A 17,625-nucleotide genomic window follows, 5' to 3' on the forward strand; every position below is an offset into this window, starting at 1 on the left:
CACGCATCAGGTCGAGATCATGCAGCATCAAAGATACGGGAAGAGCCGCTCCGGCCATCGGATGATCTTCATGCCGGTTGAAGCCTTGGAGTACCACATCTTTGCCGTTCACCTGAAATTTGCCGTCTCGGGTGGTCACCGTCCGGAATCCGACCCGTTCGATCAAATCATCAAGAGGCGGGCTGTCCGTATCCTTGTCTTCGTACAGCCGGACATGAAGCTGATACAGCGATGGCTCTTCCGGCGACCAGGAAGAAACGTCCGGAAAGGCAAACGACTTCTGCAGCTTTTTTTCAGCCCCTGGCGCCAAGGTGACGGTTCCAAGTGAAAAATCGATTCCTGCGAGAGTACCGGTTACCTGGACCGTTCGCTCCATGTCATTCGGATTGCTGACGACCGCGCGGACCTCGGCACTCCATTCGCCGCTTTTATATTCAGGTGTGAAATAAAGCTGCCGCACGTAAGGGCTATACAGCTCCTCAAGGACCACTGGGCGGATGATACCGCCGTATGTGTAATAGTCGTTTGGAATATGCAAGGCGGATGCTTTGCTGAAACGGTTGTCGGCTGCAACGATCAGCGTATGCTCACCCGGCCGTACATCCGGGATGACCACATCAAACGCGGTGTAGGCGTTATAATGCTGCGCAACTTTCACCCCGTCCCAGTAGATGTGGGCCGTGTGGCTTATCCCTTTAAAAATAAGCCGTACAGATGCTTCCCTCCGGATATTTACGATCGTTCGATAGGCGCCAACGCCTTGGTATGTACTGAAATCGGGATGCGTCTCCCAGCAGGATGGCACCGCCATCCGGTAGGGGAAGGACTGACTGGCCTGAACGGACAAATCGGGTTCATCGACGACGGTAAAATCCCAGGTGCCTTCTATCGTGCGGCTGACGCGGACTTCGTGGTTTTGAAACATCCTCTCCATAACGGTTGCTCCTCCTTGATCAACTTATGTACCTATTTCTAATCCCTTTGACATCACTTGGTTTGTGTCGAGTGCGGGCGTGGGCTGTTCGAGACTCACGCTTGGACGTGCTCAGAATCATGCTAAGCGATTTCAGTCGGGGGATCAATCGTAATAAATTGATGTAAAATGGATTTTTTTGATGTCCGGACTTTTGCAACGCGGAAGGCTCAAGGCATAAAAACGGAATCGGCTGGAAACGCTACTTCATATCTTTGCCATCTAAAATTAATCAGCCCTTTGTACATAAAGACGAAAAGGAGAACAACAGCATGGACCAACAACAAAAGCCTATGGAGCACGGCACTTCGGTGACCGGCTCCGGCGATGCCCTTGACCGCCGCATGGCTCCGGGCGAAGACGAAATGTCTCTCACCACGCGCCAGGGCCATCCGGTGAAGAACAACCAGAACATGCGGACGGTGGGAAGCCGCGGACCGGCAACGCTTGAAAACTATCAATTTATCGAGAAAATAACGCATTTTGACCGCGAGCGCATTCCAGAGCGCGTCGTGCATGCAAGAGGAGCCGGAGCACACGGATACTTCGAGGCCTACGGCAAGGTTGGAGATGAGCCGGTATCCAAGTATACGCGGGCGAAATTATTCCAGGAAGCGGGCAAGCGAACGCCTGTCTTCGTCCGTTTCTCCTCGGTTATTCACGGCGGCCATTCCCCGGAGACGCTGCGTGATCCGCGCGGCTTTGCCGTGAAATTTTACACCGAAGACGGAAACTGGGACCTGGTCGGGAACAACCTGAAAATTTTCTTTATCCGCGACGCGATCAAGTTTCCCGATATGATCCACGCTTTCAAGCCGGATCCGGTCACGAACATCCAGGACAACGAGCGGTTTTTCGATTTTTGCTGCAACTCGCCGGAAACGATGCATATGGTTACGTTCGTTCAATCCCCCTGGGGCATCCCGGCCAACTACCGGCAGATGCAGGGGTCCGGGGTCAATACTTACAAATGGGTAAATGCCGAGGGCGAAGCGGTATTGATCAAGTACCACTGGGAGCCGAAGCAGGGCATCAAAAACTTGACCCAAGCCGAGGCGGAAGCCATTCAGGGTAAAAACTTCAACCATGCGACCCAGGACTTGTACGAGGCGATCGAGCGCGGCGATTATCCGGAGTGGGAGTTGTTCGTGCAAATTTTGAGCGATGACGACCATCCTGAGCTGGATTTCGACCCGCTGGACGATACCAAGCTGTGGCCGAAGGAGCAAATTCCTTGGCGTCCGGTCGGCCGGATGGTGCTGAACAAAAATCCAGAGAACTATTTTGCCGAGGTGGAGCAGGCGGCATTCGGGACCGGCGTGCTCGTCGACGGGATGGATTTTTCCGATGATAAAATGCTTCAGGGACGGACACTTTCGTATTCGGATACCCAGCGCTACCGCGTCGGACCAAATTACCTCCAGCTGCCGATCAACGCACCGAAGAAGCGGGTGGCCACCAATCAGCGTGACGGCCAGATGACGTATGATGTAGATATGGCGCCTGGACAGAATCCTCACATCAATTACGAACCGTCCTCGCTGAACGGTTTGAAGGAAGCCCCCCGGGAGGAAATCGACTACATGCCGCATGTGGAAGGCAAACTGATGAGGGCCAGCATTGAACGAACCAACGATTACAAGCAGGCAGGGGAGACGTACCGTGCGTTTGACGATTTTGAAAAGAACGAACTGATCAGCAATCTGGTTAATGCGCTGTCTTCCTGCAGCCCGATCATACAGGAGAAGATGATCCATCATCTGACCCAGTGCGACGAGGAATACGGCCGGCGCGTCGCCGAGGGGATCAAGCAGCATGGCTCGAGCAGCCATCATGGCCCGCTGGGCGCCACTCACACTCATGAAGCGGTGGAAGATGCCGAACGGAAGGGCCACAGCACCGACTCGTATTAACACCATCCATGCATTTAAAAAAGCACGCAAACCTTAAACGGTCTGCGTGCTTTTGTCTGTCTTAAACTTTTCTCTCGCATCGTAATCTTTCCGGGCTTGTTCGATCTGAGGATAATGCTCGTTCAGCCAATGGTTTAGCTGGCGCAGGTAGGGGATCAAGCTCTCTCCCATCGGAGTCAAGGTATATTCCACCACAGGCGGAACCTCCGGAAGGACGCTGCGCTCAATCAGTCCGTCCCGCTCCAGTTGGCGGAGCGTCTGGGTCAGCATTTTTTGGGAAATGTCGGCGATGCTTCGCTGAAGCTGACCGTACCGTTTGGTGCCTTTTTCCAATACGAAAATGATGAGGACCGCCCATTTATTCGAAACGATTTCCAGTACACGCCGAGCCGTGCAGGACGTTACCGAAAATGCGGGTTCCGCTGCTCGTATGTTTTCCATCATCCACCTCCTAACGCACCCGCGGGTTCGTAACGAACCGAAAAGTGCCTTCTTTTCACATTGTACTCACTGTATTAATCTATGTCTACCAACCCGAAAACCCCTCCACAATTTGCCAGGAGGCGGGTGGATCCCTTATCCATTTATTAGGAGGCTTACTTATGAATATAAATCATCAACCTCTTCGTGTCGGAATCATCGGTGCCGGTTTGAACGGTGCGTGGGGAGGTCTGGCACATCTTCCGGCTCTGAAGGCGCTGCCCGAGTTTATGGTGACCGCCGTCGGTACATCGCGGCAGGAAAGCGCAGAAGCGAGCGCCGATCACTTTGGCGTTGAGCATGCCTTTTCCGATCCGCTTGAGCTGGCCCTGCATCCAGAGGTCGATTTGGTGACCGTATCCGTCCGGGTTCCGGAGCATGACCGGCTGATTCGTGCAGCTCTTGAGGCCGGCAAGCATGTGTACAGCGAGTTCCCGCTCGGACGGACGACCGCAGAATCGGCAGCATTGCTGCAAGCGGCCCGCGACCGAGGAGTTCGCCATTTCGCCGGGCTGCAGTCGCGCGCCAATCCCGTCATCCGCTACGTCCGGGAACTTCTGGCAGAGGGTTACGTTGGGGATGTGCTTGCCGTTCACGTTAATTACGCCATACCGACGTATCCGATCCGTTCCAAGCAGATCGACCAGAGCCACGTTTATTTGCTGGATGAAGCGAACGGAGCCAATCAGCTGACGATCGCCGGCGGCCATCTTCTGGATGGGATCATGTATCTCTTTGGACCATTTTCCGAAATATCGGCCATATTGAAGACGCAAACGCGGCAGGTCCCTGTGGAAGAGACGGGTGAAATCATCCTTGCGTCGGCACCTGATCATGTCGTGGTCAGCGGGATTCTGCCGGGCCAGGCCGTTTTCAGCTCCCAGATCCGCAATGCGCACGTGGGAAGCTTCGCGATCGAGATCAACGGCACGAAAGGGGATTTACACATCCGATCACGGCAAAACTTTATGTTCCAGATCGATGATCTGATCGTGCTTGGCACGCAGGGGAGGGGAGAGCTGAAGGAACTGACGCTGCCCGGGCATCTCCACCTGCCTCCGGCCGAGCTGATGGGAACACCCGCTTACAATGTGGCGGGCATTTACCAACAGATCCACCGGGATCTGGCGAATGATACACACGAGGCGCCGGACTTTCAAACCGCACTTGCGGTTCACGAGCTGCTGGATCAAGTGCGGAAGGCGGGGGAGACAGGGGCAACGGTGCGGCTTGAACCCGGTTATGCGGTTTGATCAAGGGTCCGCTTTTAAGAGAGATGGACGGAGGAAACATGAAATGGTAAGTTGGTAGAAGAATATCATCATCAAGACTTTTTCTACCTTACGGAGGTCAATTCGATTATGGCAAAATCCGTCGTTTTCTTGTTTCCCGGTCAAGGCTCTCAATATTACCGGATGGGAATCGAACTCTACGAACGGCATTCCGGATTCCGGGAAAAGATGGACCGCATGGATCGGCGGCTGTACCAGTCGACAGGCAGGTCTGTCGTCCTGGAATTGTACGGCAGCAACCGAAAATCAGAGGAACCGCTGGATCATTTATCCTACAGCCATCCGGCCATCTTTATGGTGGAATATGCACTGGCGCAGGTGATGATGGAAAACGGAATCTATCCGGATCTCGTGCTTGGGACGAGCTTGGGCGAATTTGCGTCCTGCGCCGTTGCCGGCGTCATCGATTGGGAAACGGCTCTGGAGCTTGTTGCGAATCAAGCCGATGCGGTCCGGAATACTTGTGAGCCGGGAGGCATGATCGCCATCGCAAGTGATCCCGCGCTGTTCACGCAAGCCGCAGAGCTTCATACGAATACCGAGCTGGCGGCCGTCAATGATCAGTCCCACTTCGTCGTTTCCGGCACAAGCGAGGGTATCCGGCAGGCGGAAGCGTATTTAAAGCAAACCCGGATCGCTCACCAGGTGCTGCCTGTGCGCTACGGCTTTCACTCCGCATCCATTGACGCTGCAGAGACGGCGTATAAATCTTCCCTGACAGCAATCCATGTGAACCGGCCGCAGGTGAAGCTGGTTTCCGGTCTGTACGGAATGGGCATCACGTCATTATCTTCAGACTATGTCTGGGATGCCGTTCGGCATCCGATCCGGTTTCGGGAAGCGATGCAGCGCATGAACCCATCGGAGCATATTTGCGTTGATCTAGGGCCGTCCGGAACGCTGGCCAACTTCACGAAGCATTTGTGGAAACAGGGATCCGGCGCTCACGTATACAGCGTGCTCAGTCCTTTTCAAAAAGATCTGGACCGGCTCCAAACGACGATACGACGAATACAGCAAGCATAGCGTAGAACGATTTCAACCCATTCCCGGATACGGGGATGGGTTTTTTACGAGATCAGAAAGTATAAGTATCGGAGCTTCCGCTTCCTGATCTCGCAAGAAAAACTTCCGCTAAACGCGGTCTGTCATCTTTGAAAGGTACATAGACGTTTTTTTATGAAAACAAGTGTGATTCAAGTATTCACGAATGCCGCTGGGCGGCTTCAAAGAGGTTGGGATAGCATCAAGTTAACATAACATTTATTATGTAAACATAAATATCATTTTTTTTAAAAACATTTATCATTTATGGGTATTGACTGGTTATCATGAACATTGGACCAAGCACGGAAAAAGAGAAACCCGCACAATGGCGGGCAATTACCTAATCATGATGTTGAACGTATTCAAAAATCTCGCCATCCGGATGCTGTACCGTAAAATTTGTGCCAGTTGGAACTTTAGTGAGATCACGAATTATTTGGCAACCTGAACTCTTTAGGTGGTCATAAAACTCATGAATGCTGTCCACCTTGAATGTTGCCTTGGTCTTACGGAATGGCTCCAATGCCTGATTTGATCCAGCCAAAATCAAAATGTCGCCCACATATGCTAATTCCAATCCCGCTGCTTCATACTTGAACCTAAATGTTGAAACTTCACTCAACAAGTTCTCATAGAATTTAAGGGACGTCTCCATATCATTCACATACACTCGTGTGTACACTTGAAGTACCTTCATCCTGCACTTCTCCTCTCTTTCTGACACGATTCTGAAAGCGAAAGTATTTCATGTCATTAAAATTAATTTGATTCTATCAGTAAAAGGGCAGCACTCCAAATCCATACATGTATACCTCATTTCGATTGACGTTCCCCTTGACCTGGAGTCAGCTCCAGCGTTTACAATAAGGGGGAAAGGCGGTGATTTTCTATGTATAACATTCGGGAAGCTTCCACAATGACTGGATTTAGTCTGGACACACTGCGTTATTATGAAAAAATGGGACTGATCCAACCAGCTTCGCGTGGTACGGGTGGTGTCAGGAACTATAGCGATGCAAATGTCCACCAAATTTTATCGATTAAATGCTTAAAACAGAGCGGTTTGTCGCTGGAAGACATTAAGGATTTTATTGCCGATGGGCAGTGTTTCAGAGACAAGGAAGCTCTGGACGATGAAGAGCTGAAGTTAATCCAAAGCCGGAAGTCAATTCTAACGGCTCAATTGGACCGGTTGGAGGAGCAGCGGCAGGCGCTGGACCAAACGATCGCGGAAGCACGGACCAAATTGGACTATTACGAAAAGCTTATGCATTCCTAATGAGGAAAAAATGATTATTGTAAGTTTAAACTCGTGGAGCCAGGACATCTTGAAAGGGCGCCTTGGTCATCCGCGAAAATAATGGTTAACATAATATATATTACGTAACCACTTCCTTTATTGTGTCCCGCTAGAGATTTAATGGAATACAAAAAAAGCTTGTTCGGTTTGTATTGGTGTTTGTATTGGTGTTTGTATTGGTGGTGGTGGTGGTAGTGATTACATATCTTGATTGTGGTCTTTTTTGGCCTGGTTTCGCGCCACTTTATTCCGGTTTCCGCAAATCTTCATGGAGCACCATTTCCGTCGTCCCGAACGGTCAGTATAGAGCAGGACGCATTCGGGATTGGAACACCGATGAAGATACGCTAATTCACCGGCTTCCAGCAGCCGGAGCGCGTCCAGGGCGACCAGGGACAGGATCGCATCGATGTCAGACCCCAGCGGAACGGGAACGAGTCTTCCGTCCAGGAAGTGATAGGACAACGGAGCCTTGGCAATGCACGCTTCCATGAGGCAGATCCATGAGCGGGTAACCTCTTGGCCGTCAGCCAGCCGCTCGTACATATCTCTGACGACAATCCGAAATTCTTTAACTTTATTCAGCGCTTCTTTCGTGATCTCCGATGATGCATGCTGAAGTGAAGGCAGACTTTCCTTCATATTTAATGCTTCAAGCCAAGCGGTTAGATCTTCAGGACGGATCAGTAAATCATGGCGGATGCCTCTTCGAACCAGCTCGGTATTGACCAAATCCAGTGAAGGATGCCCAGAGAGCAGTGGAAACGAACCTGTATTATTTAACGTCATGAAATATCCTCCAAATGACTTTTTTTAACTAACCTAATAATAATGGATTGACAGGTTAATTGAAAGAACATATCATACTAACCATAACAACCGCACTTTTGTGGTTAGTTCATATCGTGAGGTGGAGTCCATGTCTAATATCGTTAAACCCCCGTTCAACCATGAGTCGGCGCTTGCCAAGGTAAAAGCTGCCGAGAACGCCTGGAATACAAGAAATCCGGATCTGGTGGCGATGGCTTATTCTCCCGACTCGGAGTGGAGGAATCGCACCGAGTTTTTTAAGGGAAGGGAGGCCATCCGGAATTTTTTGAAACGAAAGTGGGAGAAAGAACTGGATTACAAGCTGATGAAAGAGCTGTGGTGTTACACAGACAATCGCATTTCGGTGCGTTTCGAGTATGAATGGCGGGACGCTGACACGGGACAGTGGATGAGAACGCATGGGAATGAGCATTGGGAGTTTGATGAAGAAGGGCTGATGCGAAGACGGGATATGAGCGGCAACGATTATCCGATTCAGGAATCGGACCGCAGGTACAGATGATTCTCGTTACAAGCAGCAAGGGCGCCAACCGAGTGGATGGACGCCCTCGCATAAGAATTCATGTCATTTATAAGTTAACGTTTCAGCTCAGTAATATGAAGTGAAATCGAGTTTTCGTCAGCGCTTTCCAGTGCTTTTCTGTTCAGCAGCAGGTCTTGCAGGTAGGAAGATATTTTGGAGTCCAGTTCTGTAATAATGAGCGATTTCATGGTTTCAATGTCCTCATGTGCACAAAAGGTGTGACTTGAAATCAGCCCGTTCGCATATGCCTTGGTGTCGTCATGGATCACACCGAGCTTTTCTTTATACACTCTCTTGACGTTGGCATCATCTGATTTAATTTCGTAATAACGCCCGGTTTCCTTCAGGAGCTTCCATTCCTTGACGCAAACGACAAGCTGATCCTTATGCACAATGCCGGACACCTTAAATAAACGGATCGAGTTATTCATGTAGTTAATTACTTCCTTCTTCCTGTATGATCATGATTTCATGCAGCCTCCGAATGGCCGCTATACATATTATCACTCCTTGATATTGGAAGCAAATGCTAATTATTGGCTTGCCATGGCAGGGGATGAATCGAAAAAAGCCGCCAGGCCTTTAGTGGAGGACCTTGCGGCAGGTTGGTATGCAGATGAAAAATATTTTAGACAGATCACGGAATCAACGATCCCTGGTGTAACGTCGGCGAGCTTAACAGCTCCATCCATTTTTTGATGGCTGTGATTAAAATAATAACGCCCAAGATCAGCATAATGATCGAAAGCACACCATTGAGAACGTTATATCCCGAAGCTTGCGGATTCAGGTACACATGACGTACCATCCAATAACCTGCGTAGTTCACCGTGACGTATAGATACGCGAGCGGAATGATGCACGTCAGAGCGTAGATCGGCTTATCCGCGATTTTCAAAATAACGGTTGCTCCGATAATCAGGCCGATGGAAGCCATGAGCTGATTGGAGACGCCGAACAAGGCCCATACCGAACTGATATCACCGGAAAAGAGCAAGTATCCCCACATGAAGCAGGCGAGTGCACTCGCAAAAATATTGCCGGGTAGCCAATCGGTCCGCTTCAGCGGCTTATAGATCTCGCCGAAAAAGTCCTGGATCAGATATCGGGAGACGCGGGTCCCCGAATCGATCGCGGTCAGAATGAACACCGCCTCAAACATGATGACGAACTGGAAGAAAAACGGTGCCAGATGGCTGAACCACGGAATTTTTGTGAAAATATACGACATGCCGACCGCAAGCGTAACCGCTCCGCCAGTGCGGCCTTCCAGATCCATTCCGATTTCCTTGCTGAGCTGCGGCAGGTTTTCCACATGCATCCCAAGCGTCTGGAACACGGCCGGGGCGGAATTGATGGCGAAATAGTCGGCTGGGTGCAGTGCAGTTGCCGCGATCAGCGCCATGATGCCGACCACGCACTCGACGAGCATCGCCCCGAAGCCGATGACCTTGATGTCGGTCCATTGATTGATCATTTTCGGTGTCGTTCCGGAGCCGACGAACGCATGAAAACCGGAAATCGCTCCGCAGGCGATCGTAATCGAAATAAAAGGCCAGACAGGACCTGCAATAACTGGGCCCCCGCCGCCGGCGAATTCGGTAAAAGCCGGAAAGCGGATCACCGGGTTAATGATAAACACACCGGCAATAAGGGCAACAAACACACCGATTTTCATAAAGCTGCTCAGATAGTCCCGGGGAGCGAGCAGAAGCCATACCGGCAGCGCCGCTGCAAAGAAAGCGTAAATCGGCAGAATCATGGCCAGCGTCTTGGCATCCAGCGTCAGCCATTGGGCGATGGCCGTTTCCTGAATATAAGGACCGGCAAATACGCCGATCATAAGCAGAATAAATCCTGCGGTGGTCGCGGTCTTCAGCTTACCGGTTTTTTTGTAGTACAGGCCGACGCCCATGGCAATCGGAATCGTAATGCCGACGGCGAAGGTACCCCAAGGATTGTTTTCGAGCGCATGGAGCACGACCATGGACAAGCCCGCCATCGTAATAATGATGATGAACAGCATGGCCAGACCCGTGCAAAAGCCGGCGACCGGTCCAAGCTCTTCTTTGGCAACTTCGGACAGCGACTTGCCTTGCTTGCGCATGGACGCGTACAGGACGACCGCGTCATGAACCGCACCGCCGATAACGGCTCCGATCAGCAGCCATAAGAGGCCTGGCAAGTAGCCGAACTGGGCGGCCAGGATCGGCCCGACCAGCGGCCCCGCGGCGGCAATCGCGGCGAAGTGATGGCCGAAGGTGACCCATTTGTTCGTCGGTACGTAGTCCTTGCCGTCCTCAAGGGCATGGGCCGGCGTAGGCGTACTGTTGCTGAGCTTCAGCACCTTGGCGGCCATGAACGTCCCATACAGGCGGTAGGCGATCATGAGAATACAGATGGATGCTATGACGATTGTAACCGCATTCATTTTTGGAGTTCCTCCTTTATTCACACCCCGCTTGTAACGGGTGAAGAGATTTTATCCGTACTATACCTGATGAAAACCGATTCAAGGTGTTTTCAGGCCGAAAAGTCGGGAGGAAAGGATGAACAGCCAAAAGAAGGCGGTGAATGGCAGACAGATGTATTCCGGGTGAGCCCCAACAGGATAAGTCAGACATGAAAGGGACTGCCGGGCATCTGCCGCCGGTAATGGAATGATCTCAAAAAGACGGGTAAGTTGTTGATCCTCAGATTACAATCCGAGAAGCTGCTTCAGTTCCTTGGTGAAGGATCGGCTGACGGGAACCTTGGATTCGTCTTTCATGACGAGAATACAGGCGGAATTGAACCACGGCTGAATTTCGGTGACCGCGTTCAAGTTCGCCAGGTACGACCGGTGTACCCGGACGACGGAAGTTCCGGCCAGCCGGCGCTCCAGATTGACCAGCGGCTCATTCAGCTTGTACCGGTCGCCTGTTGTGACCAGCTCGCTCTTGCCGTCATCGGATCCCACGTAGACGATGTTGTCGATATCAATAAGCAGGATCCGCTCTTCCGCGCTGACCGCCAGCTTGCCTGTACGATCGGGTCCCAGCGGGGGAGAAGGGGCTGCCCTTTTCTCACGGGCGGAGCGGAGCTTCATGACTTTGTCGACGGTTTTCCGCACCCGCTCTTCCTCGAACGGCTTCAAAATATAGTCCAAGGCGTTGACTTCAAACGCCTGCAGTGCATACTCATCGTAAGCCGTGGCAAAGACGATATCCGGAACCTGCTCCAGAACGGAGAGCTGCTTGGCCAGCTCCATGCCGTTATCCTCCGCCAGCTGGATGTCAAGAAACACGACGTCCGGCTCCATCTCCGCAATCGAATGCAGCGCCGTCTCCAGCGAATCGGCCTCTCCGACAATATGAACCTGTCTGGTACGCCCGAGCAGATAAGCCAGTTCGTCCCGGGCGAGCGGCTCATCGTCGACAATGAATCCTTTAAGCATGCATTTCCCTCCTATGTGCAAGATGCAAAGGCAGCGTAATCACGACTCGGGTTCCGGGAGTATGGGCATCGCTAACGATCCGGAACGAGCCCTCACTGCCGTAGATTTCCGCGATCCGCTTACGGATATTATGCAGCGCCGTGCCGGTTCCGTCTTCCGAATGAACGGCCTGCTCACCAAGCTGTTCCAGCAGCTCCGCCGGGATTCCTTTGCCGTTATCTGCCGTTACAATCATGACTTCATGGCCTTTCTGGCTCGCGGCAATACATACGCTCCCTTTATGGTGGGGACCGAGTCCATGGAAGGCATGGCGCACGGCATTTTCGACCAAGGGCTGAAGCGTAAACGGCGGTATCTCCAAATCCGCAAGCTCCGGTTCGATATCGAATGTCATCTCGAATTTATCAGGGAAGCGCGCCTTCTCCAACGTCAAGTAGGCTTCCACATGCCTCAGCTCCTGGCTGAGCGGAATCAGGATCTGCCGTGCACCTTGAAGGTTGCTCCGGAAAAAGACTCCGAGCTGAATGAGCAGCTCCCGTGCTTTGTCTGGATCGGTCCGGCACAGCGCTGAAATGGTATTGATCGCATTAAACAGAAAATGGGGATGCACCTGCGCCTGGAGCGCTTTGACTTCGGCATCCTTCAGCAGCCTGCTCTGCATCTCCGCCTCGGCCAGCTCGAGCTGCGTGGAGAACAAGCGGCCAAGGCCTTCCGCCATTTCCCGCTGAACACGGTCCAACCGGTCCGGGTTCGTATAATAAAGCTTCAGCGTCCCGACGGTGCCGCTCCGCACCTGCAGCGGAAGCACGATCGCAGCCTGCAGGCTGCAGCCATCATGGAAGCATTGAATGTCTTCCTTCGATGTCGCAACAGACATCCGTCCCTGTTCCAGTACGGACCGGGTAAGCTGGGTCGCCAGGCTGTGGAGCGGGACATGATGGTCCGAGCCGGCACCTACATGCGTGAGCACCTGCTCCCGATCCGTGATCGAGATCGCATCCGCATCCGTGGCCTCCAGAATGACGCTTGCCGCTTCCCGGCACGATGCCGGGTTCAGGCCCTGACGGAAAAAGGGCAGCGTCCGGTCGGCAATATGAAGCACCTGGTTGGTCTGCAGGGCGCGAGTCCGCTCCTCCTCCTGCAGGATAGACTGAATGATCAGCATAAACATCAGGGTGCCGAATCCGTTCATGACAATCATCGGCAGGGCGATGACCGAAACCAATTGAACTGCGGCGTCGAAAGGGCGGGCTATCAGCAAAATAATCCCCATCTGTACGCATTCCATCAGGATTCCGATGGCAACCGCACGCCATGGCGCACCGGGATCGGACCTCCGGAACCTCCTGCCGATCCAGCCGGTGACTACACCTGCCAGTATAGTAGATATAGAGCAGGCGGCAGCGGTATATCCGCCAAGCGTCAGCCGATGGAGACCGGCGATCAGCCCGGCCCCAAGTCCGACCAGCGGTCCGCCAAGCAAACCGCCGATGGCTACGCCCATAATCCGCGTATTGGCCAGTGCACTGTCAACCTGCACGCCGGCCTGCCAGATTTCGGAGCCGATGGCGCCTCCATGAATTTCTACACCGGTATAGTTACTGATCATGCCGAACACGCCGAAAATGACGATCAGCAGCAGCTTGGCGGGAAGCCGATCCTCATGATGCAGCGTCTGACGGAACGACGGCATTCTGGACAGCAGAAAGGCGACGATAATCAGGATGCCGACTCTTTCCAGCATAAGCGGCAATAAATAGAACATGTCAGCATCATCCTCCGCAATCGTTCGTTGTTCGTTGATTTACCCGCGGAGCTAGTATAATCGGAAATTGCAGCGTTTTCAATCGGTGCTGTTTCGACAGATTGCCTCAATCATTTAACGGCATGAACGACATAGAGGGACATCAGCGGATGTCGAACCTATGAACATTTTGCGATTACCCAAGAAATAATTTGATCATTCGGACGCGGATTTCCCGTTTGGGCAGAGCTTCATTGGGTAGGCTTCATCATCTCACTTGCCACCGCTTAAGCGAAGAAGAACATGAAGCCTAGGCGTATATGGAGCAGCCGGAGCAACCAGCAAGCGCAACATCTCACCGAACTTCACCGTCTGACCTAAATGGGGCCAGCTTAAGTTGAAGCTAACGGAATTTCCCTTAAAGTCGTCCAAGACATTTGTACACTAGAGGCGTTTGTTATTGTGTGTGAACCAGCTGCGTCATGAATCCAGCCTGCTCCAGCTGCATAGAGAACGAATCCCAATACAATAGCGCGAGAACTCCAAGTGATCTTTGGCGTACACGATGATGTTTGTGACCATCATTCCGGAAGCACCATTGGCTGTTAGATCAACAAGATTCTCAACGTTCACAGCAGCAGGCCCCCAGCCTAGCTCGGCCCAGCGTTCGAAGGTCATCATCAAAAACCCGGCTGTATTGATCAACTACGGTGACCGGTTTCCAGGGAAATGAACGATATGGGGGAGAACATCAATTCCGCGCACATAGACATGACGAGCGAAGATTATGTAAGATCATACATAGAAGGACAGCGCCAGTTCATACATTTTCCTCCGGAGCCGGGATGGCGACGAATGCAAGAAAGCATCAAGTAAGAAGTGTTCCGTAGGACTAGTAGGCGCCACGGACCTTACCGGGGCTCTGCCGAGTACATGTTTCAATACATCCTCTTTACGTTTCATACAAGTCAAATTATAATTTTGAAAAAGGCGAAGGGAAAGGCGAAAGCTGCGAACTTATTTTTCGCCTTTTCATGGCAAAGGAGGGGAATTCATATGGACGTTGTCCATTACTACAATAAACTGAATCAACACTTTGCTTCCGAGCCCCGAGGCTCTTCGATCCAGGTGACGATGCAGGAGCTGGAGGACATATGGGAATGCACCCGGCGAAATGCACAGCTGCTCGTGCAGAAAATGAAGGAGCAGGGGCTTATTGATTGGCAGAGCGGTTTGGGCCGGGGCAATACGTCGCGGCTCGTCCTGGTTGCCGATGCACAGGAGCTGCTATTGGACAAAGCCAAGGAACTGGCTTTAAAAGGACATGTCGGCGAGGCGTTCGGGCTGCTGCATGCGCATACGGATCCCCTGGCCGAATCCCATTTTTCCGATTGGCTGGCCGGGCAGTTTGGTGCGCAGAAGGCTTCCGACCATAAGGACATTCTCCGTTTCCCGTTTTACCGGCCGGTGCCCGATCTCGAGCCGCTGTTCGTCATTCGCCGCACGGAGACCCACCTGATTCGACAGATTTTGAACACGCTGGTGGAGTTCGACACGGCCGGTCACGTGATCAAGCCGGGGCTCGCCCATTACTGGGAATCGGATCACGAGTACACCGAATGGACCTTTTATTTGCGTAAAGGCGTGCTGTTTCATCACGGGAAGGTGATGACGGCCGAAGACGTTCAATTTACGTTCCAGCGCTTTGGGCAGCTGAATCCGCCGGACTGGTTCATGGCGAATGTGGCAAGGGTTGAGGTTCTTAGTGATATCAGTGTACGTTTTCACCTACGTGAACCTAACGCCCTTTTTCTGCATCTATTGGCTTCAGAACGCTTCTCCATCGTACCTAAAGATCTGGACCGCATTGCGGCGACCCGGGATATACGGCGGATGCCGGTAGGCACAGGCCCATTTGTTATGAAGGAGAACAGTGATAACGGCATGATCCTCGAAGCGAACGAGCGGTATTTCCAGGGCCGGCCGATGATGGACCGCATCGAGATTTGGGTTTGGCCGAACTATTTGGAGCATCTGAAGCCCGACAGACTTCAGGAACGTGACACGCAGGTGCTCTATTTTGAACCGACGGGTAAGAAGAAAACGAGTACTTTGCTGACCCGGCTCGAAGAGGGAAGTACTTATCTGACTTTTAATCTGTCGAGGGACGGAATACTTCATGACGTTAAGCTTCGGGAGGCTATCCATTTAGCTATTAACCGCGAACAGATGGTCAAGGAGCTGGGAGGAAAGAGAGAACAGCCCTCCTCGGGCTTTAATCCGTATGACCATGACGAGGCGTACGGGCGGGGCGGGGAACTGATGCTCGCGAGAGCCTGCCTGGCCGAATCCGCCTACCGTGGAGAAACGCTGACCCTGTACACTTACGAAATGACCAGTAACGAGCTGGATACCGAATGGATCCGTCGGGCCTGCGAAGACATCGGGGTGAAGGTGGAAGTCCATGTGATGCCGATTCGTGAGCTCACGAATCCATCCGTCTTGAAACAAGCCGATATGATTTATGCCGGAGAGGTCCTCGGTAACGAGCCTTCCGTGTCTTTGATCGAAATGTACCGTTCCCATTACGGATATATCCGCAACCACTTGGACGAAGCCGCGAGGGATGGGGTAGACCGGGCGCTGTCCGAGGTTCTGGCAGAACCGGATTACACCGTAAGAAGGATTTTGCTGAGGCGGATTGAAGATCAGTTAAAGAGGGACCATCATCTGTTATTTATGTACCACAGCATCCACATCATCGGACACGATCAATCCTTAGGCGGCATCACCTTGGATACCTGGGGTAAAATCAACTACAAGGATGTATGGGTCAAGCGCTGAGGTTGCAGGTGCATGCAAGGCGTGACGGGGCGTCAATGCATGTAGAGAACCCTTTTTCAAGGCTGGCAGGGGCCATTCGTCCCCATACTTCCGTCTGACATACAGTCTTTAGGGTATGTGTTATCGTAAGGCTACCGTCTTTACAATTATAGTTGAAAAGGACAGGGATCACTGATGGATATCGGATTTATGGACAGCATCGTGTATTTTCATACGAATCCGAGCGACAAGGATCACAAGGAGGGATTATTTCTATCCCACTCCCACCCATCCGCCGAGATTACCCTCCTCGTAAGGGGAGAGGGTTATTATGCCGCTGGGGAACAGAACGTTGAAGCACTTCCGGGTGATCTACTGTTCATTCCGCCGGATCTGAAGCACAGCTACGTCTGTGTCAAAGCCTGGGAAGGCTATTCGCTGCACATCTACGATCAGAACCTTCCGCCTTACTGCCAGTATTTGATGTCGCATGCGTTTTCGCAGCGTCCGGGTCCGATCCTGAAAGCTTCTTTGACCCCTGGCGCCGCAGAGCGCGCGTTAGCCGCCATGCACCAGATTGAGGAAGAATGCAGGCGGGAAGAAAAGACCGAATATTCCTACGATCTGCTGCGCAATGCTCTGGAGACATTGCTGCTTGCTTATCATACGGGGACTTGCGACCAAGCGGCTGAAGCCCCCTCGGAGCATCCTGAAGAGCAAATGATTCAGGACGCGCTGAAGGAAATTCACCAGAATTACCATACATCGCTGAAGGTGTCGGATCTGGCGGCGAACCACTATTTGTCGGAAAGCATTTTCCGCAAAAAGTTTACCGACCGCATCGGCATGTCACCTAAACAGTACATTATTTCCCTGCGGATTGACGAAGCCAAGCGGCTGCTGCACACCTCGCGCAAGCCCGTTGAATTTATTGCCTCCGAAGTCGGCTTCAGCTCGTCCAGCCGTTTTCATGACTTGTTCGTCAAGCATGTGGGCATGACGCCGATGGAATGGAGGCGCAGCGGGGAAAGTTAATGCTGTGAATAACTCGGAAGGTCCTTGTCCAAAGGGCCTTTTTGCTGTGAACAGGGGTTGTGCCAGCCGTTTGCTGGCATCTGGTAAAGACTGAATATAAAGGTTTTCGACCGTCGAAAACGAAACGATTCTATACATTTTCGGGAGAGTATGTAAGCGTTTTTATGAACTTGATTCTGAAATCGTTCGCTATAATAGGGAATACTCCAGGAGCCAATCTTCTGGAGA

At 52.1% G+C, this 17,625-nt stretch carries 15 protein-coding genes; 7 read left to right on the forward strand and 8 right to left on the reverse strand.

Annotated elements, in window-relative coordinates; translation table 11 throughout:
* Nucleotides 1-934: glycoside hydrolase family 2 TIM barrel-domain containing protein (locus BCV73_RS35765; protein WP_275541921.1), on the reverse strand; the 934-nt coding region annotated here is incomplete at its 3' end.
* Nucleotides 935-1,266: 332 nt separating this feature from the next.
* Here BCV73_RS35765 and BCV73_RS12725 point away from each other — a divergent pair.
* Nucleotides 1,267-2,886, forward strand: a complete 1,620-nt coding sequence (locus tag BCV73_RS12725) for a catalase (protein WP_481855835.1) — start codon at nucleotides 1,267-1,269, stop codon at nucleotides 2,884-2,886.
* 33 nt (nucleotides 2,887-2,919) lie between these two features.
* On the opposite strand, the gene BCV73_RS12730 is transcribed toward BCV73_RS12725, so the two are convergent.
* The gene (locus tag BCV73_RS12730; RefSeq protein ID WP_089547376.1) at nucleotides 2,920-3,327 is read right to left on the reverse strand and encodes a winged helix-turn-helix transcriptional regulator; all 408 of its coding nucleotides are present in this window, start codon (nucleotides 3,325-3,327) and stop codon (nucleotides 2,920-2,922) included.
* A gap of 161 nt (nucleotides 3,328-3,488) precedes the next feature.
* Here BCV73_RS12730 and BCV73_RS12735 point away from each other — a divergent pair, with 161 nt between their 5' ends.
* Together BCV73_RS12735 and BCV73_RS12740 are read left to right on the forward strand one after the other, a co-directional pair.
* Nucleotides 3,489-4,619 (forward strand): Gfo/Idh/MocA family protein, encoded by a 1,131-nt coding sequence (locus tag BCV73_RS12735; protein ID WP_256992835.1) that lies wholly within the window; start codon nucleotides 3,489-3,491, stop codon nucleotides 4,617-4,619.
* A 108-nt stretch (nucleotides 4,620-4,727) separates the two neighbouring features.
* Nucleotides 4,728-5,684, forward strand: coding sequence for an acyltransferase domain-containing protein (locus BCV73_RS12740; protein ID WP_143811854.1), 957 nt, complete (start codon nucleotides 4,728-4,730; stop codon nucleotides 5,682-5,684).
* A gap of 361 nt (nucleotides 5,685-6,045) precedes the next feature.
* On the opposite strand, the gene BCV73_RS12745 is transcribed toward BCV73_RS12740, so the two are convergent.
* Entirely contained in the window at nucleotides 6,046-6,402 is a 357-nt protein-coding gene (locus BCV73_RS12745) for a VOC family protein (protein ID WP_089547378.1), read from the reverse strand.
* A 192-nt stretch (nucleotides 6,403-6,594) separates the two neighbouring features.
* Here BCV73_RS12745 and BCV73_RS12750 point away from each other — a divergent pair, with 192 nt between their 5' ends.
* Nucleotides 6,595-6,984 carry a MerR family transcriptional regulator gene (locus tag BCV73_RS12750; RefSeq protein ID WP_089547379.1) on the forward strand — a complete coding sequence of 130 codons (390 nt, stop codon included), beginning with the start codon at nucleotides 6,595-6,597 and terminating at the stop codon, nucleotides 6,982-6,984.
* A gap of 219 nt (nucleotides 6,985-7,203) precedes the next feature.
* Here BCV73_RS12750 and BCV73_RS12755 read toward each other — a convergent pair whose 3' ends face one another.
* Nucleotides 7,204-7,794, reverse strand: a complete 591-nt coding sequence (locus BCV73_RS12755) for a CGNR zinc finger domain-containing protein (RefSeq protein ID WP_089547380.1) — start codon at nucleotides 7,792-7,794, stop codon at nucleotides 7,204-7,206.
* A gap of 130 nt (nucleotides 7,795-7,924) precedes the next feature.
* Between BCV73_RS12755 and BCV73_RS12760 the strand changes: the two genes are divergently transcribed.
* Nucleotides 7,925-8,338 carry a nuclear transport factor 2 family protein gene (locus tag BCV73_RS12760; protein ID WP_089547381.1) on the forward strand — a complete coding sequence of 138 codons (414 nt, stop codon included), beginning with the start codon at nucleotides 7,925-7,927 and terminating at the stop codon, nucleotides 8,336-8,338.
* 74 nt (nucleotides 8,339-8,412) lie between these two features.
* Here the strand turns inward: BCV73_RS12760 and BCV73_RS12765 are convergent, their stop codons facing one another.
* From BCV73_RS12765 to BCV73_RS12780, 4 genes are all read right to left on the reverse strand, one after another.
* Nucleotides 8,413-8,790, reverse strand: a complete 378-nt coding sequence (locus tag BCV73_RS12765) for a hypothetical protein (RefSeq protein ID WP_089547382.1) — start codon at nucleotides 8,788-8,790, stop codon at nucleotides 8,413-8,415.
* A gap of 206 nt (nucleotides 8,791-8,996) precedes the next feature.
* On the reverse strand, nucleotides 8,997-10,790 hold the full coding sequence (gene cstA / locus BCV73_RS12770; protein WP_089547383.1) for a carbon starvation protein CstA: 1,794 nt from the start codon (nucleotides 10,788-10,790) through the stop codon (nucleotides 8,997-8,999).
* 267 nt (nucleotides 10,791-11,057) lie between these two features.
* Nucleotides 11,058-11,795, reverse strand: a complete 738-nt coding sequence (locus BCV73_RS12775; protein ID WP_089547384.1) for a LytR/AlgR family response regulator transcription factor — start codon at nucleotides 11,793-11,795, stop codon at nucleotides 11,058-11,060.
* Nucleotides 11,788-13,560, reverse strand: coding sequence for a sensor histidine kinase (locus BCV73_RS12780; protein ID WP_089547385.1), 1,773 nt, complete (start codon nucleotides 13,558-13,560; stop codon nucleotides 11,788-11,790). Before BCV73_RS12780 ends, BCV73_RS12775 begins: the two co-directional genes overlap by 8 nt.
* Before the next feature lie 1,035 nt (nucleotides 13,561-14,595).
* Between BCV73_RS12780 and BCV73_RS12785 the strand changes: the two genes are divergently transcribed.
* A complete protein-coding gene (locus BCV73_RS12785; RefSeq protein ID WP_179231982.1) occupies nucleotides 14,596-16,383 on the forward strand; it encodes an SgrR family transcriptional regulator in 1,788 nt (595 codons plus the stop codon).
* 174 nt (nucleotides 16,384-16,557) lie between these two features.
* A complete protein-coding gene (locus BCV73_RS12790; protein WP_089547387.1) occupies nucleotides 16,558-17,397 on the forward strand; it encodes a helix-turn-helix domain-containing protein in 840 nt (279 codons plus the stop codon).
* Nucleotides 17,398-17,625 lie beyond the last annotated feature (228 nt).

Origin of the sequence: Paenibacillus sp. SSG-1, assembly GCF_002224835.1 — a bacterium.
GTDB classification, from domain to species: Bacteria; Bacillota; Bacilli; order Paenibacillales; family Paenibacillaceae; genus Paenibacillus_AQ; species Paenibacillus_AQ favisporus.

Coding starts and splice junctions, on each gene's coding strand:
- BCV73_RS12780 (WP_089547385.1), bottom strand. CDS start 13,560: ATGTTCTATTTATTGCCGCTTATGCTGGAAAGAGTCGGCATCCTGATT.
- cstA (WP_089547383.1), bottom strand. CDS start 10,790: ATGAATGCGGTTACAATCGTCATAGCATCCATCTGTATTCTCATGATC.
- BCV73_RS12755 (WP_089547380.1), bottom strand. CDS start 7,794: ATGACGTTAAATAATACAGGTTCGTTTCCACTGCTCTCTGGGCATCCT.
- BCV73_RS12745 (WP_089547378.1), bottom strand. CDS start 6,402: ATGAAGGTACTTCAAGTGTACACACGAGTGTATGTGAATGATATGGAG.
- BCV73_RS12740 (WP_143811854.1), top strand. CDS start 4,728: ATGGCAAAATCCGTCGTTTTCTTGTTTCCCGGTCAAGGCTCTCAATAT.
- BCV73_RS12735 (WP_256992835.1), top strand. CDS start 3,489: ATGAATATAAATCATCAACCTCTTCGTGTCGGAATCATCGGTGCCGGT.
- BCV73_RS12785 (WP_179231982.1), top strand. CDS start 14,596: ATGGACGTTGTCCATTACTACAATAAACTGAATCAACACTTTGCTTCC.
- BCV73_RS12725 (WP_481855835.1), top strand. CDS start 1,267: ATGGAGCACGGCACTTCGGTGACCGGCTCCGGCGATGCCCTTGACCGC.
- BCV73_RS12775 (WP_089547384.1), bottom strand. CDS start 11,795: ATGCTTAAAGGATTCATTGTCGACGATGAGCCGCTCGCCCGGGACGAA.
- BCV73_RS12760 (WP_089547381.1), top strand. CDS start 7,925: ATGTCTAATATCGTTAAACCCCCGTTCAACCATGAGTCGGCGCTTGCC.
- BCV73_RS12790 (WP_089547387.1), top strand. CDS start 16,558: ATGGATATCGGATTTATGGACAGCATCGTGTATTTTCATACGAATCCG.
- BCV73_RS12730 (WP_089547376.1), bottom strand. CDS start 3,327: ATGGAAAACATACGAGCAGCGGAACCCGCATTTTCGGTAACGTCCTGC.
- BCV73_RS12765 (WP_089547382.1), bottom strand. CDS start 8,790: ATGAATAACTCGATCCGTTTATTTAAGGTGTCCGGCATTGTGCATAAG.
- BCV73_RS12750 (WP_089547379.1), top strand. CDS start 6,595: ATGTATAACATTCGGGAAGCTTCCACAATGACTGGATTTAGTCTGGAC.